The sequence below is a fragment of the Bradyrhizobium vignae genome (assembly GCF_004114425.1).
Taxonomy (GTDB): domain Bacteria; phylum Pseudomonadota; class Alphaproteobacteria; order Rhizobiales; family Xanthobacteraceae; genus Bradyrhizobium; species Bradyrhizobium vignae.
Map to the genome: position 1 here is coordinate 140,124 of NZ_RDQF01000006.1, position 23,823 is coordinate 163,946.

At 62.0% G+C, this 23,823-nt stretch carries 22 protein-coding genes and 1 pseudogene; 15 read left to right on the forward strand and 8 right to left on the reverse strand.

Translation table 11 applies throughout. From position 1 onward, the window contains the following. Positions 1 to 236: 236 nt before the first annotated feature. Positions 237 to 1,526 (reverse strand): oxalate/formate MFS antiporter, encoded by a 1,290-nt coding sequence (oxlT, locus tag EAV90_RS07435; protein ID WP_122404088.1) that lies wholly within the window; start codon positions 1,524 to 1,526, stop codon positions 237 to 239. Between the two features lie 243 nt (positions 1,527 to 1,769). Then, on the reverse strand, positions 1,770 to 1,907 hold the full coding sequence (locus tag EAV90_RS39340; RefSeq protein WP_164936819.1) for a hypothetical protein: 138 nt from the start codon (positions 1,905 to 1,907) through the stop codon (positions 1,770 to 1,772). Positions 1,908 to 2,252: 345 nt separating this feature from the next. Between EAV90_RS39340 and EAV90_RS07445 the strand changes: the two genes are divergently transcribed. After that, on the forward strand, positions 2,253 to 3,665 hold the full coding sequence (locus EAV90_RS07445; protein WP_245509471.1) for an Hsp70 family protein: 1,413 nt from the start codon (positions 2,253 to 2,255) through the stop codon (positions 3,663 to 3,665). 13 nt (positions 3,666 to 3,678) lie between these two features. On the opposite strand, the gene EAV90_RS07450 is transcribed toward EAV90_RS07445, so the two are convergent. Further along, positions 3,679 to 4,122: an SRPBCC family protein gene (locus tag EAV90_RS07450; protein ID WP_027572003.1), complete on the reverse strand. Its 444-nt coding sequence runs from the start codon at positions 4,120 to 4,122 to the stop codon at positions 3,679 to 3,681. A gap of 288 nt (positions 4,123 to 4,410) precedes the next feature. Between EAV90_RS07450 and EAV90_RS07455 the strand changes: the two genes are divergently transcribed. Next, positions 4,411 to 4,632, forward strand: a complete 222-nt coding sequence (locus EAV90_RS07455) for a hypothetical protein (protein WP_122404086.1) — start codon at positions 4,411 to 4,413, stop codon at positions 4,630 to 4,632. Between the two features lie 6 nt (positions 4,633 to 4,638). Further along, positions 4,639 to 5,061: a hypothetical protein gene (locus tag EAV90_RS07460; protein ID WP_164936820.1), complete on the forward strand. Its 423-nt coding sequence runs from the start codon at positions 4,639 to 4,641 to the stop codon at positions 5,059 to 5,061. Positions 5,062 to 5,267: 206 nt separating this feature from the next. Here the strand turns inward: EAV90_RS07460 and EAV90_RS07465 are convergent, their stop codons facing one another. Next, positions 5,268 to 7,166, reverse strand: a complete 1,899-nt coding sequence (locus tag EAV90_RS07465) for an outer membrane protein assembly factor BamB family protein (RefSeq protein ID WP_129143025.1) — start codon at positions 7,164 to 7,166, stop codon at positions 5,268 to 5,270. 208 nt (positions 7,167 to 7,374) lie between these two features. On the opposite strand from EAV90_RS07465, the gene EAV90_RS40060 reads away from it, so the two are divergent. The 8 genes from EAV90_RS40060 to EAV90_RS07505 all read left to right on the forward strand — a co-directional run bounded on the left by EAV90_RS40060 (position 7,375) and on the right by EAV90_RS07505 (position 14,463). Further along, the gene (locus EAV90_RS40060; RefSeq protein ID WP_208738474.1) at positions 7,375 to 7,770 is read left to right on the forward strand and encodes an FAD-dependent oxidoreductase; all 396 of its coding nucleotides are present in this window, start codon (positions 7,375 to 7,377) and stop codon (positions 7,768 to 7,770) included. A gap of 448 nt (positions 7,771 to 8,218) precedes the next feature. Continuing rightward, positions 8,219 to 8,593, forward strand: coding sequence for a DUF2946 domain-containing protein (locus tag EAV90_RS07475; protein WP_129143026.1), 375 nt, complete (start codon positions 8,219 to 8,221; stop codon positions 8,591 to 8,593). Between the two features lie 56 nt (positions 8,594 to 8,649). Then, positions 8,650 to 9,654, forward strand: coding sequence for a hypothetical protein (locus tag EAV90_RS07480; protein WP_122404082.1), 1,005 nt, complete (start codon positions 8,650 to 8,652; stop codon positions 9,652 to 9,654). A 2-nt stretch (positions 9,655 to 9,656) separates the two neighbouring features. After that, positions 9,657 to 10,007: a copper resistance CopC family protein gene (locus tag EAV90_RS07485; protein ID WP_122404081.1), complete on the forward strand. Its 351-nt coding sequence runs from the start codon at positions 9,657 to 9,659 to the stop codon at positions 10,005 to 10,007. A 39-nt stretch (positions 10,008 to 10,046) separates the two neighbouring features. After that, positions 10,047 to 10,979 (forward strand): copper homeostasis membrane protein CopD, encoded by a 933-nt coding sequence (copD, locus tag EAV90_RS07490; RefSeq protein WP_245509473.1) that lies wholly within the window; start codon positions 10,047 to 10,049, stop codon positions 10,977 to 10,979. Between the two features lie 589 nt (positions 10,980 to 11,568). Then, complete coding sequence (locus tag EAV90_RS07495) at positions 11,569 to 12,027, forward strand: YybH family protein (RefSeq protein ID WP_129143028.1); 459 nt, start codon at positions 11,569 to 11,571, stop codon at positions 12,025 to 12,027. Between the two features lie 572 nt (positions 12,028 to 12,599). Beyond that, entirely contained in the window at positions 12,600 to 13,922 is a 1,323-nt protein-coding gene (locus EAV90_RS07500; protein WP_129143029.1) for an adenylate/guanylate cyclase domain-containing protein, read from the forward strand. An 85-nt stretch (positions 13,923 to 14,007) separates the two neighbouring features. Further along, complete coding sequence (locus EAV90_RS07505; RefSeq protein ID WP_122404077.1) at positions 14,008 to 14,463, forward strand: cupin domain-containing protein; 456 nt, start codon at positions 14,008 to 14,010, stop codon at positions 14,461 to 14,463. Between the two features lie 247 nt (positions 14,464 to 14,710). On the opposite strand, the gene EAV90_RS07510 is transcribed toward EAV90_RS07505, so the two are convergent. Beyond that, a complete protein-coding gene (locus EAV90_RS07510) occupies positions 14,711 to 15,610 on the reverse strand; it encodes a LysR family transcriptional regulator (protein ID WP_129143030.1) in 900 nt (299 codons plus the stop codon). A 211-nt stretch (positions 15,611 to 15,821) separates the two neighbouring features. Between EAV90_RS07510 and EAV90_RS07515 the strand changes: the two genes are divergently transcribed. The 4 genes and pseudogenes from EAV90_RS07515 (at position 15,822) to EAV90_RS07530 (ending at position 19,153) form a co-directional block, all read left to right on the forward strand. Then, the gene (locus EAV90_RS07515; RefSeq protein ID WP_122404075.1) at positions 15,822 to 17,030 is read left to right on the forward strand and encodes an arabinose transporter; all 1,209 of its coding nucleotides are present in this window, start codon (positions 15,822 to 15,824) and stop codon (positions 17,028 to 17,030) included. After that, positions 17,027 to 17,809: a carboxymuconolactone decarboxylase family protein gene (locus EAV90_RS07520; protein WP_129143090.1), complete on the forward strand. Its 783-nt coding sequence runs from the start codon at positions 17,027 to 17,029 to the stop codon at positions 17,807 to 17,809. The genes EAV90_RS07515 and EAV90_RS07520 overlap by 4 nt, the downstream gene beginning before the upstream one ends. A gap of 116 nt (positions 17,810 to 17,925) precedes the next feature. Further along, positions 17,926 to 18,321, forward strand: coding sequence for a (R)-mandelonitrile lyase (locus tag EAV90_RS07525; protein WP_197711551.1), 396 nt, complete (start codon positions 17,926 to 17,928; stop codon positions 18,319 to 18,321). Positions 18,322 to 18,384: 63 nt separating this feature from the next. Continuing rightward, positions 18,385 to 19,153, forward strand: a pseudogene (locus EAV90_RS07530) (glucose 1-dehydrogenase). A gap of 593 nt (positions 19,154 to 19,746) precedes the next feature. On the opposite strand, the gene frc reads toward EAV90_RS07530, so the two are convergent. From frc to EAV90_RS07550, 3 genes are all read right to left on the reverse strand, one after another. Next, the gene (frc, locus tag EAV90_RS07540; RefSeq protein WP_129143031.1) at positions 19,747 to 21,024 is read right to left on the reverse strand and encodes a formyl-CoA transferase; all 1,278 of its coding nucleotides are present in this window, start codon (positions 21,022 to 21,024) and stop codon (positions 19,747 to 19,749) included. 63 nt (positions 21,025 to 21,087) lie between these two features. Next, positions 21,088 to 22,821, reverse strand: coding sequence for an oxalyl-CoA decarboxylase (gene oxc / locus EAV90_RS07545; protein WP_129143032.1), 1,734 nt, complete (start codon positions 22,819 to 22,821; stop codon positions 21,088 to 21,090). Between the two features lie 64 nt (positions 22,822 to 22,885). Next, complete coding sequence (locus EAV90_RS07550) at positions 22,886 to 23,581, reverse strand: GntR family transcriptional regulator (RefSeq protein WP_162500618.1); 696 nt, start codon at positions 23,579 to 23,581, stop codon at positions 22,886 to 22,888. Positions 23,582 to 23,823: the final 242 nt, after the last annotated feature.

The following is a 23,823-nucleotide window of genomic DNA, read 5'->3' on the forward strand; positions in this document are numbered from 1 at the left end:
ATTGATTGCGACGCAGGAGTGCAAGATGACCCAGGGTCGCAAATGTTGTGGCTTATCGTCGCAAGCGCGGCGCGGAGCTTGGTATACCATATCCCAGATTGCAAGCCCTATCTTGGTTCCCGTTCGACAAAATGCGCGGCTCCGCAAAGCGCAGAGGTATCCTGGGATACTGGCGCCAAACGAAAACGCCCGGCCGTGAGGCCGGGCGTCTTGCTTGGTGACTGTAGTGGAGCGGGTCAGAGGGTCGATTTCGCAACCACGACCTTGCGCCATGGTTTGAGCACCACGATCGCCAGCAGCGAGGCCAGGATGTTGGCACCGGCCGCGATGATGAAGACGTTGTCCCAATGCCCCGAGGTCTGCTGCACGTAGTTGGCGATCGGCACCAGCAATGCGGCGGTGCCCTTCGCGGTGTAGAGCAGGCCGGCATTGGTGGTCGCGAACTTGGCGCCGAACGTGTCGGTGCAGGTCGACGGGAACAGCGAGTAGATCTCACCCCAGGCGAAGAACACGAAGCCCGAGAGCAGCACGAACCAGATCGGATCGTGGCCCCAGAGGTAGAGCATCCAGATGCCGATCCCTTCCATGCCGAAGGCGATGAACATCGTGTTCTCGCGGCCGATCATGTCGGAGATCCAGCCGAAGAATGGACGCGTCAGGCCGTTGAGCACGCGGTCGATGGTCGCTGCGAACGTCACCGCGGTCATGGTCATGCCGATCAGGGTGACTGGGACGCTGTCGACCTTCCAGTCGACCGCGATCGGCTTCAGGTTCGCGGTCACCATCAACCCGCCGGCGCCGACGATCACGAACATGAAGTACATCAGCCAGAAGATCGGCTGACGCAGCACCTCGGTCGGCTGATAGTTGCGGCGAGATTGCAGCAGTGCAGCGTTCGTCACCACGTTCGGCACCTGGCCCGCTTTGGGCGCGAGCAGGAAGAAGGCGAGGATGCAGATGATGATGCCTTGCCCGAGGCCGAAATAGAGGAAGGTGGTCTGGAAACCACTGTCCTTGATCATGGCCTGAATCGGCGCGACGGTCAGCGCAGAGCCCGCACCAAAACCTGCCGCCGTGATGCCCGCGGCAAGACCGCGCTTGTCCGGAAACCACTTCAGCGCGTTGCCGACGCAGGTGCCGTAGACGCCGCCGGCGCCGATGCCCGCGATGATCATGCCGAGATAGTAGCCGTTGAGCGTCGTCGCCTGCGCGTTGATCACCCAGCCCAGAGCACAGAGCACGCCGCCGATCAGCACGACGATACGCGGGCCGTATTTGTCGACGAACCACCCTTCGACCGGCACGAGCCAGGTCTCGAACAAAACGAAAAGGGTGAATGCCCACTGGATCGATGCGCGATCCCAACCGAACGTCTTCTGGATGTCGGGGACGAAGAACGTCCAGCCGTATTGATAGTTGGCGATCATGACCATCGCGCCTACGCCGATGGCCAATTGCGCCCAGCGATAAGCATCGCTGACGCGCGCGGCGCTTGGAGCCGCCGTTGCCTGCACCATGTCCGTCATAAAGCCTCCCGTGGCGCCTCTAATTATTTTGCGAGCGCTGGGGTGGCATTCTTGTATGCATTATGCCAAGCTTCAAGCGCTGGTCCGGCCACCGTGCGCAAATGTCGCAGGAATGTCCGGCTGCGACTCTGACTCGGGACAGCACAAGTAGAAATGGCCCCGTGCTGCGGGGCCATTCATCAAAAGTCGAATGTTGACGGTGCCGAAGCCGGCGCGCTGCCTCGGCAGCGCAAAAGCACGGGCTTAGAGGCCGAAGCGGGGCAGGTCGCCGTTGTGATTCGAGATCTCGGCACTCGCCATCAGGAAGCGGTCAACCGCGGCCATGAAGCGGGCGAACAGCGAGTTGGAGGGGGCGAGAGCGACGGTAGCGGTCTTGGACATCGGAATTCCCTTTCTTGAGACAGTCAGTTGCTGTCTCCTTTCGAAAGGTAATTTATGTATACCAGATACCAATGTCCATGCATGTCATTGCATAGCAGCATGTGCTCCACCGCATCGCAACATAATGCTCCATTAAAGCGGCCATTCCGGGCTTAAGATTGCAAGCTGGACAGCCGAAACAGGGATTTCGGCCTCTGGGAGCAGGAAAACCTTGTTTCCCGTGGCTCGGAACGGCGCCCGACGAGGATGAATTCCGACCGCGCCGCAGCAAAACGGCCCTTGGCAGCGCAGGTCAAAGCGGCTAGTGGTCCGCCCCCTTTTCCAATCAAACGTTCAGAGTGCTTCATGTCGAGCGCCTCGCCCGCCGTCTCGATCGGCATCGATTTTGGGACCAGCAACACGGTCGTCGCGCTTGCGTCGGACGACCGCCGGGTTGAGGCCATTCGGTTCGACCAGGGCGGACAGCGTCACAGCGTCTATGTGTCGGCCCTGTGCTTCTGGGAGGAACGGCCGGGCGCGGGTGCCCAGGCCGAAGGCGGCCCGTGGGCGATCGAGCAGTTTCTCGAAGGGCGCCACGTCTACCGCTTCCTGCAGTCGTTCAAGACGTTTGCGGCGAGTTCCAGCTTCAACACCACGCAGGTATTCCGGCAACGCTACAAGTTCGAGGACATATTGGCGGCGTTCCTGCGCACGCTGGCGCGCCATGGCGGCGAGAAGTTCGGCTTCGAGACGGCGAACATCACGGTCGGCCGTCCGGTGCGCTTTGCCGGCGGCAATCCCGACGAGGCGCTGGCGATGCAGCGCTACCGGGCCGCGTTCGAGCGCTTGGGGGCCGGCCACGCGCGCTATGTCTACGAGCCCGTGGGCGCGGCGTTCTCCTTCGCCCGCAGGCTGGAGCGCGATGCCACCGTGCTGGTTGCCGATTTCGGCGGCGGCACCAGCGATTTCTCGGTGATGCGGTTTTCCCGCGCGCGCGGCACGCTTCGCGCCGAACCGCTCGGCCATGCCGGTATCGGCATTGCCGGCGACACGTTCGACTATCGCATTGTCGACCACGTCGTCTCGCCGCGGCTCGGCAAGGGCTCGAGCTTCCGCTCGTTCGACAAGGTGCTCCCGGTCCCGAGCGGCCACTACACCAACCTCGCGCGCTGGCATCAGCTCGCGATGATGAAGAGCAACGGCGATCTGCGCGAGCTCCGCGAGCTTGCGCGCACCGCGCTGAAGCCGGATCTGCTCGAGGATTTCATCACCATCGTCGATCTCGACCTCGGCTTTGCGCTGTACCGCGCGGTGTCCGATGCCAAGGTCGCCCTGTCGGCGCAGGACGAGGTGGACTTCCGCTTCAAGGGCGGCGGCGTCGACATCGGCGCCACCATCACGCGCAAGAATTTCGAGACATGGATTGCCGACGATATCGCCCGGTTGCGCGCCACCGTCGACAAGGTGCTGGCTGAAGCCGGCATCACCGCGCGCGAGGTGGAGAAGGTGTTCCTGACCGGTGGCACGTCCTTCGTACCTGCCGTCCGAAAACTATTCGCCGAGCGGTTCGGCAACGAGCGGCTGATGTCCGGCGACCAATTCGAATCGATCGCCTATGGGCTCGCACTGATCGGGCACAGTCCCGATCCGGAGCGATGGACGGCGGACGGCGGGCTGAAAAAGGCGGTGCGTAGCGCACTATTGGACGAAGCACGATCCGCCGGGTCTGCTACACCTCTCCCTTCGGGACCCTTCGGGAGAGGTGTACTCGACCGCTAGGCCGTTGCGGCTGCTACTGATTGATCTCCGGCTCGACGAGCCGCGCCAGATTGCGCAGCGATTCCTGCCAGCCGAGATAGCAGGCCTCGACGGGAATGACGTCGGGCAGGCCGGACTGCGTGATCTCGACCTCGGTGCCGACCGAGACCTTCTTCAGGATCACGGTCACCTCGATCACGCCCGGCAGATTGGGATCGTCGAACTTGTCAGTATAGCGCAGGCGTTCGCCGGGCACGAGCTCGACATATTCGCCGCCGAACGAATGGCCGTTGCCCGTGGTGAAATTCCGGAACGACATCTTGAACGTGCCCCCGACCTTGGGCTCGAGATGATGCACGGTGCAGGTGAAGCCGTTCGGCGGCAGCCATTTCGCCATCGCATCGGCCTCCAGGAAGGCGCGATAGACTTTCTCCGGACTGGTTGCGAGCACGCGGTGCAGACGGACGGTATTGGGCATGGTTGTTATCCTCGGTGATTGATGGGCCCGAGTTTGGCGTCTACGGCCCATTCATGTCACGAGGACGACCGGGAAGCCGCCGATCCGACAGGGGGCTCGGATTTTTGTTCGAGCCTTGTTCGGCAGCGCGATCTGGTACCCCTGCGCGGCAGAGCCGACGGGGCGTGGCGCTTGGCCGCCTTTCAGTCGGCTCTTCGGATCGAAGTGGTCTTGTCTTGAAAGTTCGTCAGGTTAGTCGGATACTGGATAGGATCCCTTGGGCCCATTATCAATCCGAGGAGGACGATCATGGCGATTCAGATCGTGATGGACCGCACCGGCGACCGCCATCACCCTTTCGACCCCAGCGACCTGCAGGAAGTGGCGAAGGCGGAGCAGCGGTTCTATGAGCTGACGAATGCCGGCTTCACCGCCGCGGTCCGGACGGGTCCCGGTCAGATCTCGCAGATCCGATCGTTCGACCCCACTGCGGATGAAACCCTCTTTTTCCCCAGATTGATCGGCGGCTAGCCGCTCATGTTCGGCTTTCGGCCGGCGGCGTCGCACGTCCGCTCCCGCATGAGAGCGGCGCGAATGCTCTTCATCAGGCACGGCGCCGAACGCACGCCAGAGGGACGGTCGCTGCTGCTCTTGCGGCGTTGGCTATCGCCTGCGCAGCAGGAGCAGTTAGCGACGAAGGGCTACTTCGAGGTTGTCGGAAGCGAGAGTGGGAAGCGGTACCGGATTTACGCCGGAACGTCGGTGAACGTCTGCGAGATTGACGAAAGAGGCCGCGTGCAGGACGGGTTGTGCTTCATGCCGATCGGCGCGCTTCCGATCGGAGATGTCATGCTCGCCCAGAAGATTGCGCTGGAAACATGCGAGACTAACGCGCGCGCCGTGGCCAGGAGGTTCACGCCGAGCACTTTCCAGTTCAGACAAGCCCGACCGCTCGCTTGACGCCACCTCATTGCACCGCTGCACCAACTTCAACTCGGCACTCGAGAGCTGGCCCGTTCGTGGACGCACTCGGCGCGCGGCGACGCACCGAACGAAGCATCCAGGTGCAATCGATTTCCGATGAAGCCGGCCTCAAGCCTTCAGGTCGATGATCCTCATGATTGCGACCACGTTCCCGTCGTTGAATGCTTCAAGTGATATCGCACCTACCTCCCTTCTACCGAGAACGCGAGCAGCACGTTACCCGGCAACGTGCCGTAGTTGGTGTAGCCCGAATTGACGTAGAGCATGCCCCCAGCAATAACTGCGCCCGGACCGTCGAGCGAGCCGCCTTGGCCGGCTGCGCCATTGACAGTCGTGTAGCCCTGGACGGTGTCGACGTCCCAGATGATCTCGCCAGTCCGGGCGTTGTAGGCGCGAAGGTGGCCATCGAGCCCACCCGAGAAGACCACGCCGGGAATTGCTGTGACCGCGGCCGACTGGGCTGGACTGCAGCCGGGCTTGTCATTGCAGCCCGGATGCGGTGTGCGCCAGACGACCTCGCCAGTGGCAAGCTTGAGAGCAAACAGTCCGCCGCCCTTGCGAGGATCCATCTTCAACTCGCCGCCCATGATGGTTTTCTGAGCACCCGGCGTGCCCGGCGCCGCGCGTTCGAGTCCGACATCCGATACTGATACGTAGACATTCTCGTCATCGACGGCCATTCCCCATTGCACACCGCCAAGCGCGGAGCCCTGCCCGATCCGGCGCTGCCACAGTATCGCGCCACCATGATCGGGATCGAGCGCATGCACGACGCCCGACTTCTGCCCCGCGATCAGCGCGCGCTTGCCGTCCGCGAGATCAACCAGGATAGCCGACGATCCGAAGTCGAAATCGGGGCCCTTATTGTCTGGACAGTTCGCGCGATATTGCGAGGTGCATGCGACATTGTAGGCATCGCTCTCGGTCATCTGTCGCGACCATTTGAGCTTTCCGTTCACGAGGTCGAACGCCACAAAAGCGTCAGACGTGTCCTGTGCGGGATTTGAATAGCTGTCCCCAGTGGTCGCATAGACCGTGTTCGTCTGGAGGTCGACCGTTGGCGCGGACCAGATCGCGCCGCCCGATGGCCCGAAAAGTTGCACGCCCATCGAACTGATGCCCTGCGGTCCCGGTGGTGGCGAAACATAGCTGCGCCATTTCACCTCTCCCGTCGCTGCGCTGAGCGCCACGATCAGCCCGCGGAAGCTGCAGCAGCCGTACCGTGGATCCGCCGCCAACGCCTCTTCGAGTGAGGAAACCGGTACATAGAGGATGCCGTCCGCAAGTGTCGGAGCACCCGTGATCATAGCCGCTTGATGGTCCTCGACCCGACGGGTCCACTTTAGCTTCCCAGTCTCGGCGTCGAGCGCATAGACGTTCCCTCGCTGGTCGCCGAAATAGGCGGTGAAACCGCGCCCGTCCTCGCCGATGGTGACGGCGCTGCGGACGCCAAAGCCTGCATCGAACACCCAGCGCTGACATCCGGTCCTGGCGTCGAGCGCATAGACCTTGCCGCCGGCGCTACCGACGAACAGCCGGCCGCCCCAGACCGTCGGCTGCGCGAAGGCTCTGACGTCACCGGGAAAAGCGAAAGCCCATTTCAGCTTGAGACGGGGGACATCGTGCGCCGCAAGCAGCGCGCTCTCGGCGGGCTGGAAGCGATGCTGGCGAATGTCGACGCCCCAACCGTTCCAGCGCGGCAGCGCGGGATCAGCGAGTTTGGGTCCTTCATCGCGGCAGCTGGAATCGGGCAGTTCGATCGCCGGTGGCGGCGCGTTGCCCTTCAAATAGCGAGTGATGGCGCCGATCTGATCCTTGCTCAGATCTCGCCCCTGCGCGCTCATTAGCCCGTAGGCGAGCTGAAAGCCGATCCGCTGCTCGTTCAGCTGCCGTAGCGCATTTCTGTCGGGCGCCCGTGCCGCGCCGCCCTCATGACACGAGGCGCAGCGTTGCTCATAAAGGGCCTCGCCTGATGGACCCGCTGCCTCCTCGGCACCCGGCGATGAAATTCCGATCGTGGCGAGAAGCAGTCCGGTCGAAAGCTGCAACCAGACGAAGCGAACCGGGATCTTGGATGTCATCGTCTCTCCCCACTTACTGCGCAGACCAAGACGTAGCAGACATTCACACGCCCGCCACACAACTTCAATTTATGCTCCTGGCGCACCGCTATGCAGACGGAACGCTCCACACCTATGCGGCCTTAAACAAGCCAGAAGATTGGATTAAGTCCATCGACTTTAGCAACACAAAAGCTGCCTTGGCCCATATTGCCGAGCAATTCCAAGGATGGGCTCGCAACTGACCGCACTCATTACAGACGGCGAAACCGATCCCGTGCTTCGCCCCATCTATGCGCTCCCAGTTGGACATCGATGGGAGCGCGTGCCGAGCTTAACATTACTTGGGGATGCGGCGCATCTGATGTCCCCTTTCGCAGGCGAAGGCGCGAACCTCGCTATGTATGATGGCGCAGAACTCGCCCAAGCGCTCGTTGCCACTCCCGATGACATCGAAGCCGCGCTCGCCAGCTATGAAAACGGCCTCTTTCCCCGAAGTGCTGAAGTCGCCGGCGAGACCGCCCAGAATCTCAAGCGGTTTTTCGATGATACCGCGCCTCAGAGCGTAGTCGCTCTGTTCAGCAAGCATCTCATCAGAACGGAGAGACCCTTCGCGGGTATCTAATGCGGCGCGCACCGAGAAATCGTTGCCATATGCGTCTAGCGTACCGTCACAGCACTAAAAACCCCGGTAGAGCGATGGTTTTGCTGGCACTAGCTGGTTAGTCTGCTTCTGGCCCGAAGCGACAAATTCGGTCGGGCGTCTTGATGTCGGCAATGAGGGGTAAGCCGGACGCGGGCCTGATCGCGCAGAACCAACGCGATTGACCCCAAGCAGAAGTGTCAGGTCGGCCGCTTTTCTGGCTAACGCCAGCAGCGGTCGTGTAAATAAATTGGGGCGTCCACAGCGAGATCAAGTGAATTGGGCGCGCAGCTCTGAAAGCGAGGTCCCATCGTTGCCGGCGCACAACACACTCGACTAAATCGTCAGCCTCTCTCCCTTCGGCGCCTCGGCATTGCCGCTTGGCTCGACGGCGGCCCTTCACTGCGATAGGTTGCCGCAGGATGGAGCGATGCGCCGACAGCTGAAGAATTTTCTACCGATAGTCCTGGTTGCCCTGTTGGTGCAGATCTTTGTACCGATCGGTGCGTGCTGGGCGGCGAGCCTTGCGGGCTCCCATCCACTTGTCGGCGCGGTCATCTGCCACGGCGGTTCGGCACAAGGGACTGGGCAGGACGATCAGACCGGCCACCGCGCCCACGATGGCGGCTGCGCCGCCTGCGGCGTGTTGCAGACCGGGGCGCCGATCGACACCCCGCAGACATCAGCCGCGATCGTGGTCGATCGCGTGACGAGCCAGGTCGCCTGGCAGGATTTCGGGCCGGGCCTGTCCGGTTCGAGAACCGCTTCTGGGGCCCAGGCACGCGCTCCGCCGTTCCTGTCGTAAAGTCGCGCGGCCACCGGCCGTGAACCCTTTGCACATCAACGCCTGCGGAGATTTTCATGTTTATCCGTCATGCGCGCGCAGCCGTGCCAGGGCTCGCCATCGCGCTCGTTCCCCTTTTCGGAAGCACCGCCCACGAAATCGTCGGCAACCGCTTCTTTCCAGCGACAATCGGTATCGACGATCCCGGTGTGAACGATGAATTGTCTTTCCCAACGGTCGCGAACTTCAAGACCGGTGACGATCCGTCGTTTCGGCAGCGCGATTTCTCGGGCGAATTTTCCAAGCGGATCACCGAGGCCTTTGCGATCTCGATCGGCGCAACCCACAGCTCGCTCGCAGCGCCCGGCGGTCCGACCGGGATCGGCGCGCAGGGATTTCAGAATCTCGAAACCCTGTTCAAGTACCGGCTGTTCAAGGACCCGGCGCATGAATTCGTGGTGTCGGTCGGGCTGGGCATTGAATGGGGCGGCACGGGCGCAGCAGCCGTCGGTGCGGACCCGTTCAACACCTATACGCCGACGATCTTTTTCGGCAAAGGCCTCGGCGATCTGCCCGACACCCTGTCATGGCTGCGGCCGGTCGCGATCACCGGTCAGGTCGGCTATGCCATCCCGGGCAGAAACTCCACCACGACCTTCAGCATCGACCCCGACACCGGCAATCTCAGCGCCGACACCGAATTTCATCCGCGGGTGCTGAACTGGGGCGGCACGATCCAGTACAGCATGCCCTATCTGAAATCGTCGGTGATCGACCTCGGCCTGCCGGATTTCGTCAATCATCTGATCCCGCTGGTCGAGGCGACGCTGCAGACGCCGGTAGCGAACACATTGACGTCGGGTACCAAGACCACAGGGACCATCAACCCCGGATTCCTCTGGGTCGGAAATACCTTTCAAATCGGAGTCGAGGCGCTGATCCCGATCAACCGGCAAAGCGGGACCAATGTCGGCGTTATCGGCCAATTGCACTTCTATCTCGATGACATCGATCCCCGCGGCATCGGCAGGCCCATCTTTGGCGGGCCGGTGCAACCCGCCAGCCCGTTTGCCAGGAATTGATCATGCGACGCTCATCCCTGATCATCGCGCTATTGCTGTCGTTTGCGACCGGCAAGGCAGACGCCCACGCCTTTCTCGATCATGCCGAGCCGCGCGTCGGCAACAAGGTGGCTAGTCCGCCGCGCGAGGTGACGCTCTACTTCACCCAGAAGCTGGAGCCGGCGTTCAGTTCGGTGACGGTCACCGGTCCTTCCGGCCAGCGCGTCGATGCGGGAAGGGCGCGCGTGAACGGCAGCCAGATATCGGTCTCTCTGAAAGGCGGCGGTGTCGGGACCTACCACGTCAATTGGCATGTGCTTTCCGTCGACACCCACACGACCGATGGGAGCTTTACCTTCCAGGTCGGTCCCTAGAGCACTGTTGCGATGGATTGGTCCGCAGCAGGAGTGCCGATGATTGCGACGCGCGCCGTGCACTTCGCGGCTACAGCGATGACAGTCGGAAGCGTTATTTTCGACCGCTTCATCGCTCTGCCGGTCTTGCGGGGCCACGCCGCGGCGGCCATCTCGTTCCGGAGCCGGACGCGGCGTGGAATTTGGGTCTGTCTCGTCCTCGCGGTGGTCTCGGGCGCGATTTGGCTGTTGCTGCAGGCGGCCTCGATGAGCGGCATGCCGCTCAACGAGGCTCTGACCGCAGACGTGCTGTCGACGGTCATTAACGAAACCCAGTTCGGCGAGGTGACGGCCATTCGCGCAGGTCTTGCGTTCTGCCTGGCAGCCTGCCTCGCCTGTGACCGTGCGGTCACCACACAATGGCTGGGGCTCGCCGCGGCGACCGGGTTCGCCGGCAGCCTTGCCTGGACCGGCCATGCCGGCTCGACCGTAGGCGTGACCGGCTATCTGCATCTGGCAGCAGATGCGCTGCATGGAGTGGCCGCGGCAGCCTGGATCGGCGGCCTGGTGTCGCTGATCACTTTCTTGGCGATCACCGAGATACGCGAAAACATGTTGCTCGCCCGCGATGCCATCGAACGGTTTTCGACGCTGGGCATTGTCAGCGTGGCCATCATCCTGCTCAGTGGCGTTGTCAACGCTGGCATTCTGGTCGGCTCGCTGCATGGGCTCGTTGCCACCGAATATGGGCGCATGCTGACGCTCAAATTGGCGATCTTCGCAGTGATGCTCGCGTTCGCTGCGACCAACCGTTTTCGGTTGACGCCGCAGCTTGCTTCCAGCGGAAACGAACAATCCTCCATCGCGCTTCGTCAACTGATCCATAACAGTGCGATCGAGATAGCACTCGGACTGGGCATCCTCGTCATTGTTGCGGTGCTCGGAACCTTGCATCCGGCCGTTCACATGATCGACCTTACAACCTCTCGGTGACCAGCCCATCGACACCGCCCTTCTCGCCGCAAAGATTTCGAAGTCCGTTCGTTTTTTTTCGTCGGAAGCGCGTCATCGGCAAGAATTCCGCTCCTGGCCCGTGGCTGACCTCCCCATTTGGGCCCGCACGGTCCGCTTAAGGGTTAAGTGGAAAGCCGTCGTGGAGCCACCGAGGGCAACCTTTGACCCACACCGGTCATTAGCCCGACCCCTCTGAGGATCTCCCGCGCAAAGGCGGGACGGTCTACCGGTTGGCTGTTGTGGAGGCCGTTAGAGAGCGGCGCCACCGTTCGGTGCCATGGTAAGGTGAGCCCGGGACATACATTGGGTCATGAGCAGCGGTCGGGCTCATGAAATGTGAACGCGTACATTTCCGAGCGATTGGGCCGATCGCGTGCTATAGTTCTTCCTGGCTGCCACTCTGAGGAGCGGTGCCGATCCCTCAGAGTGTCCCGCCGCCGATCTCTACGACAAAGCGCTTGCGCTTCAAGGCGCGCTCGCGAAGGAGGTTTACGTCGCGATCAGATATGAAAAGGAGGCAGACATGAGGCCAATCATAACCACGACTATCCTGGCGCTGACTGTCGCGATGGCACCCGTCAGCAGGGCGCAGCAGGCCGACAATCAGACGAAGCAGGCGATAGAAGCCATGGTCATGAAATGGACGCAGGCGGTCAATCAGGGAGACGACAAGACCGCGTCATCGTTCTTCACGTCCGATGCTTTTGGCATCGACGTCTACGGCAGAACTTCCGGCGCCCAGATGGGCGAGTTGACCAAGAAAGTGCACGAGATGGGCATCGACTTGACCAACAAAGTCGACGACGTCCGTTCCCTAGCCTCAGGGCAGGCACTCCTGGCCAGCGGCACATTTACCGTAAGCTACAGCAACAATCCGAATTTGAAGCCGGGCGACACCATCACCGGCAATTGGATGCGGGTCCTAGTCAAAGAAGGTTCGGACTGGAAGATCGCGGCCCAAAGCCTCACCCGGCAAGCTCCGCCGGCGCCATCGGCAACGGTCGGTTCGAGCTCCACAAACAAGTAACCAGCAAATCTGCCGCAGAATAGATCGCCGACGGAGTGTTGTCGACGCTCGATCTTGCGCCGATATCATGGAAGCCACTCGACGCAATCGGAAGGCTTCCATGTCGGCATAGCGAGGTTCATCGTTCCGCGGACTCCTCGGCCGATCTTGGAGCGCAGTAACTCGCGTCACGGCAGAGGTCGTCGAGCTTCGCCCGCAGCGCGCAGCAAGAGCTCCTGCTACTCGACCTCCGCCCACCCCGCCTGGCTACGGTAACAACGGAGATGATGGTCTTCCCGACTTTCCGGGTCGAGATGGTCAACCGGGCTTTCACCTGCGGATGTCTGCTCGTGGCCCGAAGCGACAAATTCGGTCGGGCGTCTTGATGTCGGCAATGAGGGGTAAGCCGGACGCGGGCCTGATCGCGCAGAACCAACGCGATTGACCCAAGGGCGACTTCGTGCTGCCCCTCGAAAGAGGCTTGAAGCGCAGTCGCGGCGCGTTACGCTTGGATTAGGCGATGCCAAATCCATGAGCCGGACCGGTCATTTCGTGATAAGAAAGGCAGTGAAGATCTTTGCGTGGGCTCGACAATGAGTGATTTCGATTTGCCCCTGACGCGCTATGCGATGAGTGGCGATGTAAGCATCGCATACCAAACCATGGGCGATGGACCGATCGATCTCATCATCGTTCCCGGCATGGTCTCGCATGTCGAGTTCATGCATGAATCGCCGGGGTATACAGCGTCCCTGCGTCGCCTGTCAGGTTTCGCCCGTGTCGTAACATTCGACAAGCGAGGGCAGGGATTGTCCGACAGGGTACCAGGCGCACCTTCGCTCGAACAGCGAATGGATGATGTTCGGGCCATCATGGATGACATCGGCTCGAAACGGGCGGCGCTCTTGGGTATTTCCGAGGGTTCAGCCATGAGTATCATGTTCGCCGCGACGTACCCTGACCGCGTCTCTCACCTAGTTTTGTATTCCGGGTTCGCAAGCTCTCCTGCCCAAAGGATGGACAATTACGAAGAGATAGTGTCCGAGCGCGCCAAGGCTTGGGGGACCGGCATGCTGATCAAGCTCATCAATCCAAGTCGTGCACGCGACCCAAACGCGGTTAGCCAGTTTGCCAAGTTTGAAAGGCTATCTGCGAGTCCAGGGGCATATAGGTCGCTGGCGTTAATGAACGCATCGATTGATGTCAGGCCCATACTGTCAGCGGTACGAGTTCCTACGTTGGTGCTTCACCGACGAACGGACACTTTGATTTCAGTCGAAACAGGTCAGGATCTCGCAAAGCAAATTCCTGGTGCCAAATACATTGAATACCCTGACGGCGATCACATGATGACGTTTGGTGACGTCGAAACTTTGTTGGGAGATGTCGAGGAGTTCATCACCGGACACCGCGAAATTCCATCAACCGATATTGAGCGTGTTTTAGCCACGGTTCTTTTCACGGATATCGTGGAGTCCACACGTCGCGCCGCCGATATGGGCGACCAAAGATGGACCCACTTACTGGATATGCACGATCAGCTGGCAAAAGACTTGGTCGAAAAGCACCGCGGCACGCTGATCAAAACGACCGGCGATGGCATTCTCGCGACATTTGATGGACCTGGTCGTGCTGTTAGGTGTGCGCTTGCGCTTAGGACCGCTTCTAGAGAAATCGGTTTGCCGCTGCGTGAGGGTCTGCACACCGGTGAAATCGAAATAAGGGAGCGCGATATTGGCGGTATTGCTGTGCATGTGGCAGCTCGTATCATGGCGCAATCCAGAGCTGACGAGATCCTTGTCTCGAGGGTCGTGACCGATCTTGTGGCTGGCGCGGGCTTGAAATTCTTTGATCGCGGATCGCATCAGCTTAAAGGCATTCCGGGACGATGGGATCTTTTTGCGGCGAGCGTGTAGATCCGGCTATGCCCGCTATTCGTGGGTGGTGGCGTAGGAGTTTCTAATGGTGCCATGATCTACCTTCACAACGGGAGGAACTCAGATGAGGGAACTCTTGGTAATAGCAGGTTTAGTCGCATTCTCACTGCCGGCGACGGCACAAGACACGCCGATGCGGGTCACGCCAGAGGCAATTACGTGGGCTGAGAACCCGGCCTTCCCAAAGGGCGTCCAGACAGCAACTCTCGTGGGCGACCCGACGAAAGCAGGGGATGTGGTCGTCTTACGGATCAAGTTTCCCCCAAACTTTCAAATGCCGCCGCACACTCACCCCTATTCCGAAGTTGTCACTATCATTAGCGGCAACGTGGGGACTAGCCACGGTGAAAAATTTGAGAAGAAAGGCGAGCCGTTAAAGCCGGGCTCGTTGTGGGTGTATCCGGCTAAACACGCTCACTACGCTTGGACCGGAAATGAGGAGGGGATTCTCCAAGTTCAATTCGTTGGTCCTGGAGGCATCGACTACATCAACCCAGCGGACGATCCGCGCAAGAAGTAATTGCAGACGCAGCGTCTGGTGCGACTCGGCGCTTCTGATAGAGGATGCGCAAACAGCGGGCTCACGTCGGTGAGTGGCCCGTGGCTGATCCTAACTCGCAGCGCTGCGAAGTCTGCTTCCTGATGGTCACGCGAACGGGCCCACGCAAGCTCGTCACGGCCGTTTTTGACCCATAGCCGACTCGGTCGCTGGCGCGCGACCGCTTCCGCTCACTGGCGCAACGACAGCTTAAGCAGCTAAGCAACAGCTACTTCTCTCGATACCGGAGCGCTTCAACCAACAGTGAGAAGGCTGGGGATGGCTGCCGCCGGCTGGGATAGTAGAGGTGGTAACCCGAGAACGGCTGACACCAATCCGCCAAGACCCGAACAAGCCGACCTTCCAATATGTAACGCTGGACATGGCCTTCCGTTAGGTATGCGAGACCAAAGCCTTTGAGCGCGCCGTCCAGGAGAAGGCCGGCGCTGTTGAATATAAGCTGTCCATCGACCCGGACGTTGAGCTCCCGCCCGTTCTTCTCGAACTCCCAAACGTAGAGGCTGCCGCCGTGTGTCGGCAGGCGGAGGTTGAGACAGTTGTGCTGAGTCAGATCTTGCGGCGTCTTCGGCCTCTTGCGATCGGCGAAGTAGGAGGGCGAGCCGACGACTGCCATCCGGAGATCGGGGCTGACGCGCACTGCGACCATGTCCCTGGCGACGAGTTCCCCAGGGCGGATGCCCGCATCCACCTGCTGCGCAACGATGTTGGTGAGGCCGTAGTCGACGATCACTTCGACGTTGATGTCGGGGTATTTGGGCAGAAGCTTCCGTAGAGCCGGCAGCAGGATCTCTGCGGCTGCGTACTCAGTGGCCGTTAGTCGGACCGTTCCGGCGGGCTTCTCGCGGAGCTTGCTCAGTTCCGCGAGATCGGCATCCATGTCGGTAAACTTAGGGCCGACGCTGAGGAATAGCCGTTCCCCAGCTTGTGTCGGTGTGACGCTGCGCGTCGTCCGGTTCAGCAATCGAACCCCGAGCCGCTCCTCCAGAGACCGGATGATCTGGCTTAGGGCGGACTGCGTCATGCCTAGCTTAGCCGCGGCGCGCGTGAAGTTACGTTCCCGGGCGACGGCTAGGAACGCGATGAGATCGCTGGCATCGTCCCGGTTCATTCATAAGCCTGTCTAATTACCTCATTCAAAATCTATCACCTAATCAGGCTTGAGGAATAGGACTACGTTTAGTCAGCAGTCGGCGAAGAGCCGCCCAAGGCAAGGATCCCATGGCGGAAGGAAGCAAGGACGAGATCGTCATGATGACGGAAGCAACCAGCGTGGCGGGTGAAGCGATCGCGTCTACCCCGACCGGCCAGGAGCTCTAGCTATGTCGGTCACTGTCATGCAGGCGCCTGCTTCGGCGCCCAGTGTCACAGCGACTTTGGCGCCCATCATGGGCGTGGTGTTCGTCGGCTTCCTCATCATCGGCGTGGCAATGCCGGTGCTTCCTCTTCATGTGCACGACGGGCTAGGCTTCGGCCCCTTCGTGGTGGGTCTGGTCGCCGGTAGCCAGTTCGCCGCATCGTTGATCTCCCGACCGTGGGCGGGGCATTTCTCCGATGCTCGTGGCGCCAAGCGCGGGATCATCGCAGGCCTGCTGGCGGCGGCCGCCGCAGGACTGCTCTATCTGCTGTCGTTCGGCTTCAGCGGATCCCCGTTGATTTCGGTCGTGATCCTTCTCGCGGGGCGCGCGCTGCTCGGCGGAGCGGAAAGCTTCATTATCACCGCGGCGGTGAGCTGGGGGCTCGCGCTCTCCCATTCGAGCAACACCGGTAAGGTGATCGCGTGGGTGGGATCGGCCATGTTCGCGGCCTTCGCGATCGGCGCGCCGGCTGGCTCCGCTGTGTATGCGGCTTACGGATTCGCCGCGATTTCGCTCGCGACCACGTTGGCTCCGCTCGTCGCGCTGCCTCTCGTCGCTCTCCTGCCCGCGGTCGCACCTGGGAAGCACGCGCGGGCGTCTTTCGTCGAAGTGATTGGAGCCGTCTGGGTGCCGGGCCTGGGCTCGGCGCTCGGCTCCGTTGGCTTCGGCGCCGTGACAACCTTCGTCGCCCTGCTGTTCGCGGCAAGGGGATGGGCCAACGGGTGGGCAGCCTACACCGCCTACGCGGTGGCCTTCATCCTGGCGAGGGTGTTCTTCAGCCATCTGGCCGATAGGATCGGCGGAGCGAAAGTCGCGCTGGTCTGCGCCGCCATCGAAGCGGTCGGCCAGGCGCTGATCTGGCTTGCCATCCGTCCGGAGATGGCGCTCGTCGGCGCGGCGCTCACCGGTTTCGGCTTCTCGTTGGTCTATCCCGGATTCGGCGTCGAAGCGGTCCGCCGCGTGCCGGCAGAGAGCCGGGGTCTCGCCATGGGCGCCTACACCGCGTTCCTCGATCTCGCCCAGGGTCTGACCAGTCCCGCGCTCGGCCTGATCGCTGCAGGGTCCAGGCTGAACGCTCTGTTTCTGGTCAGTTCGGTCACCGTGCTGTGCGCTTCGCTCGTCGCCTGGTGGCTGATCGCGAACCCATCGACCCTGGAAGGATCCCCGCAATGAGAACGCTTGCAGCCACTTTGATCTCACTCTGCCTGTTCGCCGGCGCGGCCGCCGCGCAGCAGGCACCCAAGGAAGGAGCAACCGCCATGCCCAAGTCCGAAGACGTCCGCGCAGTTGCACCGGCCCTCGAAAGCTATGCGCAGAAATTCGTCGTCGACGACCTCTGGAAGCGCCCGGGCCTGTCCCGCCGCGACCGCGGCATCGTGACGGTGGCCGCGCTGATCGCCCGCGACCAGACCGTTGAATTGCCGCACTACCTGGCGCTCGCGCTCGATAACGGCGTGAAGCCGTCCGAGATATCGGAGATCATCACGCACCTGGCGTTCTACACCGGCTGGGCGAACGCGATGGATGCGATCCCCGCGGTGCGGGAGGTCTTCGAGAGCCGCAACATCGGGGCCGACCAGCTCCCGCCGGCGACGGGGCCACAGCTTCCGCTCGACGAGGCGGCGGAGAAACAGCGGGCGACGCGGGTCGGAGAGCAATTCGGGCAGATCACGCCGAGCCTCGTCCAGTACACGACGGACGCGTTGTTCCGCGATCTCTGGCTGAGACCGGCGCTCGCTCCCCGGGACCGCAGCCTCATCACAGTGAGCGCCCTGATCGCTACCGGTCAGGTCGCGCAGATCACCTACCATCTGAACCGCGCGATGAACAACGGGCTGACGCGGGACGAGGCCGGTGAGGTGCTCGGGCACTTGGCGTTTTACGCCGGCTGGCCCAACGCGTTTTCCGCTGCGCCCGTGATCAAAGACGTCATCGAAAAGCGCGCGAACTGAGTAGGCACCCAATGATCTCGCGCCGAACATTGTTAGTCGCGGGCGCCGCCGCATCGGTGAAAGCCACAGGGGCGTCAGCGCTCGCGACTGAGCCGCACAAGGGGAATGGAATGGACATCGACATCAAAAGAAACGGCTCCCGTCCTTCCCAGAAAGGATCGGGCGATTGGTTTACCGGGAACGTGCGCGTAGATCCGCTGTTTCAGGCGCCGGACCCCGGCCGCGTGAGCGCCGGACAGGTCACCTTCGAACCTGGCGCCCGCACGGCCTGGCACACTCATCCTCTCGGACAGACGCTGATCGTGACTGCTGGGTTGGGCTGGGTGCAACGCGAGGGCGGGTCGGTCGAAGAAGTCCGCCCAGGGGACGTGGTGTGGTTTCCGCCTGGACTGAAGCATTGGCACGGCGCATCGCGGACGACGGCGATGACTCACATTGCGATACAGGAGTCCGTCGGAGGCAGGAACGTCGACTGGATGGAGAAGGTCAGCGACGAGCAGTATCGCAAGTGATCGGACCGATCGCGCCTGTAACACCGCCCACCGCATAGCTTTGACTTTGGGAGAGGAGCAATGATGAACCCCCGGTACGATTTCAACGGCCAGGTCGCGCTGATTACAGGCGCTGCCAAGGGCATGGGGCTGACGACCGCGCGTATGTTCGCCGAGAGCGGGGCTTCAGTCGTGCTTTGCGATTTGGACGGCGACTTGGCCGCGCAAGCGGCGGACCAGATCGTTCGCGGCGGAGGCTCGGCGCTCGGATTGAGGTGCGATGTATCAGACGAAGCACAGGTCGCGGCGGCCGTTGACCGGACAGTTGGCGAATACGGAACGGCTCGATATGGCGTTCAACAACGCCGGGATACAGGTGCCGCCGTCCGACGCCGCTGACGAGCCAATCGAACAGTTCGATCGGGTGGTCGCCGTCAACCAGCGCGGTGTCTGGAGCTGTATGAAGCACGAGCTTCGGGTCATGCGCGAACAGGGCTCCGGTGCTATCGTGAATTGCTCCTCGCTCGGAGGCCTCGTCGGCTTGCCTCAGCGGGCCGCCTATCACGGGACCAAACATGCCGTGCTCGGCATGACCAAGAGCGCCGGCGTGGAGTATGCGCCACGCGGAATCCGGATCAATGCCGTATGTCCGGGGACAATCGATACTCCGATGGTTGCTGACATGCTGCAAGGTCAGTCGGACGCAATGGCAGAGATCATGAAGCAGCAGTCGATCGGACGGCTCGGTCACCCGGAGGAGGTCGCCGCGGCGGTGCTCTGGCTGTGCAGCCCGGCCGCCAGTTTCGTCATCGGCATCGGCCTGCCGGTAGACGGCGGGTTCACTGCTCACTGATCGCCGGGGAGCGAGTTATGGCTTGGTTCCCGTCCGCAGAATCTTCGGTTGCCTGGCCTTGGCGTTGAGCTTGCAATTCGTAAGGAGCCCGGTGTGCTGGTACTGTACGCAGTATCCGAGAAAGACAACCCCACGAACGTCAAGGTCTTTGAGATATATCGGAACAGTTGCCGCAGTGATTTGGGACGCCCCCGGTCAGGAGAAGCAGCTTGGCATCGCGGGCCCAGCGCTGCTGGCAAGTTCGAATAGGAACATTCATTGCTGCGTCGCATGAGTCCGGTTGTGGCCCGCCGCCGATTTGGCGCGAATGACTGCGCCTTCCGGTGTGTGGGGTGAACCGGACCAATCGCTCGTCAAGGCTCCCTTGCGAGCCTGGCATCCGTATCTCTGGATGTTGGCATCATACCCCTGTTTTGCCCGACGGGTCAAAGGCAGTTTCGTAAAATCAGAAACCCTTTTGGCCCAAGTGGTTGGCTACTGTGCATGGGGTTGTTTTTCGATTTTTTGAGTTGCTGCGCGCGATGGCAGGCGTTCTCATGCAAAAAGGGCCGCCTCGATAGGCGGCCCTTTGTCTCGCGTCGAAGAAGCGTCGCTTACTCAGCGGCCTGCTTCTGCGGCGGGTCGAGCGCGCCGGACTTGTGGATGTCGGCGACCTGATGATCGCTGAAGCCGAGCACCGAGCGCAGGATCTCGTCCGTGTGCTCGCCGAGCAGCGGCGAGCGGGTGACTTCGGCCGGGCTATCCGACAGCTTGATCGGGTTGCCGACCGAAATGTACTTGCCGCGGGTGGGGTGGTCGACCTCGACGACGGTGCCGGTCGCGCGCAGCGACTGGTCTTCGGCGATCTCCTTCATCGACAGGATCGGGCCACAGGGGATGTCGTCCTTGTTGAGGATCTCCATCGCCTCGAACTTGGTCTTGGTCATCGTCCACTGCTCGATGCGGGCGAAGATCTCGTTGAGCCGCGGCAGGCGCGCCGCCGGCTTGGCGTAGTTCGGATCGGTCTTCCAGGTCGGCTCGCCGATGACGTCGCAGATCTTCTCCCAGACCGGGGCCTGGGTGATGAAGTAGATGTAGGCGTTGGGATCGGTCTCCCAGCCCTTGCACTTCAGGATGCGGCCGGGCTGGCCGCCGCCGGAATCGTTGCCGGCGCGCGGCACGGCATCGCCGAACGGCACGCCTTCGCCGAACTGGCTGTACTCCTTGAGCGGACCATGGGCGAGGCGCTGCTGGTCGCGCAGCTTGACGCGGCAGAGGTTGAGCACGCCGTCCTGCATCGCGGCGGTGACGCGCTGGCCCTTGCCCGAATGCGTGCGCTGATAGAGCGCGGTGACGATGCCGAGCGCCAGGTGCAGGCCGGTGCCGCTATCGCCGATCTGCGCGCCGGTGACGAGCGGCAGGCCGTCGCGGAAACCGGTCGTGGAGGCGGCGCCGCCGGTGCACTGCGCGACGTTCTCATAGACCTTGCAGTCTTCGTATGGGCCAGGGCCAAAGCCCTTGATCGAGGCGACGATCATCTTCGGGTTGATCTGCTGGATCTTCTCCCAGGGGAAGCCCATGCGGTCGAGCACGCCGGGGCCGAAATTCTCCACCAGCACGTCGCACTTCTTGATCAGCTCGGTGAGGACTTCCTTGCCCTTGGGGTTCTTGGTGTCGAGCGTGATCGAGCGCTTGTTGTGGTTGAGCATGGTGAAATACAGGCTGTCCACGTTCGGGATGTCCTGCAGTTGGCCTCGGGTGATGTCGCCCACGCCCGGGCGTTCCACCTTGATCACGTCGGCGCCGAACCAGGCCAGCAGCTGCGTGCAGGTCGGTCCGGACTGGACGTGGGTAAAATCGAGAATGCGAACGCCCGTGAGCGCTTTGGTCATCGTGTTGCTCCGTACTCTGTCTGCCCCTGCTAACCACAGGGAGTAAGGGTTGAAGGGGTGGACTTACTTTTTCTTCTGCAGAACGCTCTGCGGATTGAGGTTGCCGATGCGGCCGCTCTCCGAGCCCGCGGCCGGATCGATCACGGCGTTGATGAGCGTCGGCTTGCCGGACTTCATGGCTTCGTTGACGGCGCGCTTCAGTTCATCCGGCGAGGTGGCATTCACGCCGACGCCGCCGAAGGCTTCCATCATCTTGTCGTAGCGCGCGCCCTTCACGAACACGGTGGTCGCCGGATCGGAATTGGCGCCGTTGACATCGGTGCCGCGATAGATGCCGTCATTGTTGAAGATCACGACGCAGATCGGCAGGTTGTAGCGGCAGATCGTCTCGACCTCCATGCCGGAGAAGCCGAACGCCGAGTCGCCTTCCACCGCCAGCACGGGGTTGCCGGTCTCGAGCGCGGCCGCGATCGCCTGGCCCATGCCGATGCCCATCACGCCCCAGGTGCCGACGTCGAGGCGCTTGCGCGGGCGGTACATGTCGATGACGCCGCGAGCGAGGTCGAGCGTGTTGGCGCCTTCATTGACGAGGATCGCCTCGGGATACTCCTTGATGACGTTCTTCAAGACGCCGAGCGCGCCGTGATAGTCCATCGGCGACTTGTTGTTCATGAGCTTCGGCGCCATCTTGGCGACGTTCTCTTCGCGCTTGGTCGAGACGGCCTTGGTCCAGTCGGCGGGCGGTGCAGTCCAGCTCGAGCCCATCGCCTGGTTGAAGGCGGAGACCACTGAGCCGATGTCGCCGACGACGGGCGCGACGATCTCGACGTTGGAGTCCATTTCCTTCGGCTCGATGTCGACCTGGATGAACTTCTTCGGCGCTTCGCCCCAGCTCTTGCCCTTGCCGTGCGAGAGCAGCCAGTTCAGCCGCGCGCCGATCAGCATGACGACGTCGGACTCTTTCAGCACGGTCGAGCGGGCCGCGCCGGCGCACTGCGGATGGGTGTCGGGCAGGAGGCCCTTGGCCATGCTCATCGGGAGGAACGGCACGCCGCTCTTCTCGACGAAGTTCTTGATCTCCTCATCGGCCTGCGCGTAGGCCGCGCCCTTGCCGAGAATGATGAGCGGACGCTTGGCGCTCTTGAGCACGTCGAGCGCGCGCTTCACCGAAGCGGGCGAGGGGATCTGCGCGGGCGCCGCGTCGATCACCTTGACCAGCGACTTCCGGCCGGCCTCGGCGTTCATCACTTGCCCGAACAGCTTTGCCGGCAGATCCAGATAGACGCCGCCCGGACGGCCCGAGACCGCAGCGCGAATGGCGCGGGCGAAACCGATGCCGATGTCCTGGGCGTGCAGCACGCGATAGGCCGCCTTGCACAGGGGCTTTGCAATCGCGAGCTGGTCCATCTCTTCGTAGTCGCCCTGCTGGAGGTCGACGATCTCGCGCTCGGAGGAGCCCGAAACCAGGATCATCGGGTAGCAGTTGGTGGTGGCGTGGGCGAGCGCAGTGAGACCATTGAGGAAGCCGGGCGCCGACACCGTGAGGCAAACGCCGGGCTTCTTGGTGAGATAGCCGGCGATGCCTGCGGCGTAGCCGGCGTTCTGCTCGTGGCGGAAGGAGATCACGCGAATACCGGCGGCCTGCGCCATGCGGCCCAAATCCGTGATCGGGATGCCCGGCACATTATAAATGGTGTTGATGCCGTTCAGCTTGAGCGCGTCGATGACGAGATGGAAGCCATCCGTCAGTTCCTGCTCGGTGCCCGGTGCTTCGGACTTGGTCGCGGTATTCAGCATGGGCCTTGTCTCCCTGGTCTCAAGGTCGTTGGGGCGAATTGTTCGCCCTTCTGGTGAACGTTGCTTAAGTGAAGAGTTCCTGGCCGTGCGCTTCGACGTAAGCGGCAAGGCCGAGGGTGTGATCGCGGGCGCGCTTCTCGGCGAGCTCGGTATCGCGCGCTTCCAAGGCTTCGATGATGCCGAGATGCTCGGGCAGCGAGGTCGCGGTGCGGTCCTTGCGCCCGATCGTCAGTTGCCGGTAGCCGCGCACGTGCAGCAGCAGGTCGTTGGTGAGGTCGACCAGCACGGGGGATTCCGACAGCGAGATCAGCGCCTGGTGGAAGGCGATGTTGGCCTTGGAGTATTCCTCCACATGATCCTCGGGCAGGCGGTCCTTGCCGAAATCCTTGAAGAAGTCGCGCAGCGCCGAGATGTCCTTCTTGCGTGCGGTGGTGGTGATGAGGCGGGCGGCCATGCTCTCCAGCGCCGCCCAGGCGCGGATCATGTCGACGATCTCGCTCTTGGTCCTGCGCACCACCATGATGCCGCGGCGCGGCACCGTCTTCACGAAGCCGTCCTGCTCGAGCATCGCGATGGCTTCGCGGATCGGCGTGCGGCTGACGCCGAGGCGTTCGGACAGCGCGCGCTCGTCGAGCATCACCGGCTCGGGCGTCGAGTAGATGTCCATCTTGAGGATGGCTTCCTTCAAGGCGTCATACGCCTTGTTCTTGAAGCTGCTCTCCGGGGCAATACGAACGATTGCGATGTCTGCCTCGGCCATGTTCGGCAACGCCTTGGTTGGTTTCCGTAGTGACACGACGAATCTCCTCCAGTGGGAGTCGTCTTTTACAGGAATATTGACGGGAAAGTTTTTGGCATACCACATGCCAGAATGTCAAGCTGCCTATTTTTTGCGGCGTTCTTAGGTGCGTGGCGGCTTGACAAGTTGGCTTCTGGCATACCAAATGCCATCGCCAGCCATTTTTGATCCAAGCCGGCGGAGTAGTCTTGGGCTTTATGCCA

What these genes read in the sequence shown, in the direction of transcription:
- EAV90_RS07520 (WP_129143090.1), top strand. Translation starts at nt 17,027, where the DNA reads ATGAGAACGCTTGCAGCCACTTTGATCTCACTCTGCCTGTTCGCCGGC.
- copD (WP_245509473.1), top strand. Translation starts at nt 10,047, where the DNA reads ATGATTGCGACGCGCGCCGTGCACTTCGCGGCTACAGCGATGACAGTC.
- EAV90_RS07450 (WP_027572003.1), bottom strand. Translation starts at nt 4,122, where the DNA reads ATGCCCAATACCGTCCGTCTGCACCGCGTGCTCGCAACCAGTCCGGAG.
- EAV90_RS07445 (WP_245509471.1), top strand. Translation starts at nt 2,253, where the DNA reads ATGTCGAGCGCCTCGCCCGCCGTCTCGATCGGCATCGATTTTGGGACC.
- EAV90_RS07465 (WP_129143025.1), bottom strand. Translation starts at nt 7,166, where the DNA reads ATGACATCCAAGATCCCGGTTCGCTTCGTCTGGTTGCAGCTTTCGACC.
- EAV90_RS07455 (WP_122404086.1), top strand. Translation starts at nt 4,411, where the DNA reads ATGGCGATTCAGATCGTGATGGACCGCACCGGCGACCGCCATCACCCT.
- EAV90_RS07495 (WP_129143028.1), top strand. Translation starts at nt 11,569, where the DNA reads ATGGCACCCGTCAGCAGGGCGCAGCAGGCCGACAATCAGACGAAGCAG.
- EAV90_RS07460 (WP_164936820.1), top strand. Translation starts at nt 4,639, where the DNA reads ATGTTCGGCTTTCGGCCGGCGGCGTCGCACGTCCGCTCCCGCATGAGA.
- EAV90_RS39340 (WP_164936819.1), bottom strand. Translation starts at nt 1,907, where the DNA reads ATGTCCAAGACCGCTACCGTCGCTCTCGCCCCCTCCAACTCGCTGTTC.
- EAV90_RS07510 (WP_129143030.1), bottom strand. Translation starts at nt 15,610, where the DNA reads ATGAACCGGGACGATGCCAGCGATCTCATCGCGTTCCTAGCCGTCGCC.
- oxlT (WP_122404088.1), bottom strand. Translation starts at nt 1,526, where the DNA reads ATGACGGACATGGTGCAGGCAACGGCGGCTCCAAGCGCCGCGCGCGTC.
- EAV90_RS07505 (WP_122404077.1), top strand. Translation starts at nt 14,008, where the DNA reads ATGAGGGAACTCTTGGTAATAGCAGGTTTAGTCGCATTCTCACTGCCG.
- frc (WP_129143031.1), bottom strand. Translation starts at nt 21,024, where the DNA reads ATGACCAAAGCGCTCACGGGCGTTCGCATTCTCGATTTTACCCACGTC.
- EAV90_RS07500 (WP_129143029.1), top strand. Translation starts at nt 12,600, where the DNA reads ATGAGTGATTTCGATTTGCCCCTGACGCGCTATGCGATGAGTGGCGAT.
- EAV90_RS07480 (WP_122404082.1), top strand. Translation starts at nt 8,650, where the DNA reads ATGTTTATCCGTCATGCGCGCGCAGCCGTGCCAGGGCTCGCCATCGCG.
- EAV90_RS07550 (WP_162500618.1), bottom strand. Translation starts at nt 23,581, where the DNA reads ATGGCCGAGGCAGACATCGCAATCGTTCGTATTGCCCCGGAGAGCAGC.
- EAV90_RS07485 (WP_122404081.1), top strand. Translation starts at nt 9,657, where the DNA reads ATGCGACGCTCATCCCTGATCATCGCGCTATTGCTGTCGTTTGCGACC.
- EAV90_RS07515 (WP_122404075.1), top strand. Translation starts at nt 15,822, where the DNA reads ATGTCGGTCACTGTCATGCAGGCGCCTGCTTCGGCGCCCAGTGTCACA.
- EAV90_RS40060 (WP_208738474.1), top strand. Translation starts at nt 7,375, where the DNA reads ATGGGCTCGCAACTGACCGCACTCATTACAGACGGCGAAACCGATCCC.
- EAV90_RS07475 (WP_129143026.1), top strand. Translation starts at nt 8,219, where the DNA reads ATGCGCCGACAGCTGAAGAATTTTCTACCGATAGTCCTGGTTGCCCTG.
- oxc (WP_129143032.1), bottom strand. Translation starts at nt 22,821, where the DNA reads ATGCTGAATACCGCGACCAAGTCCGAAGCACCGGGCACCGAGCAGGAA.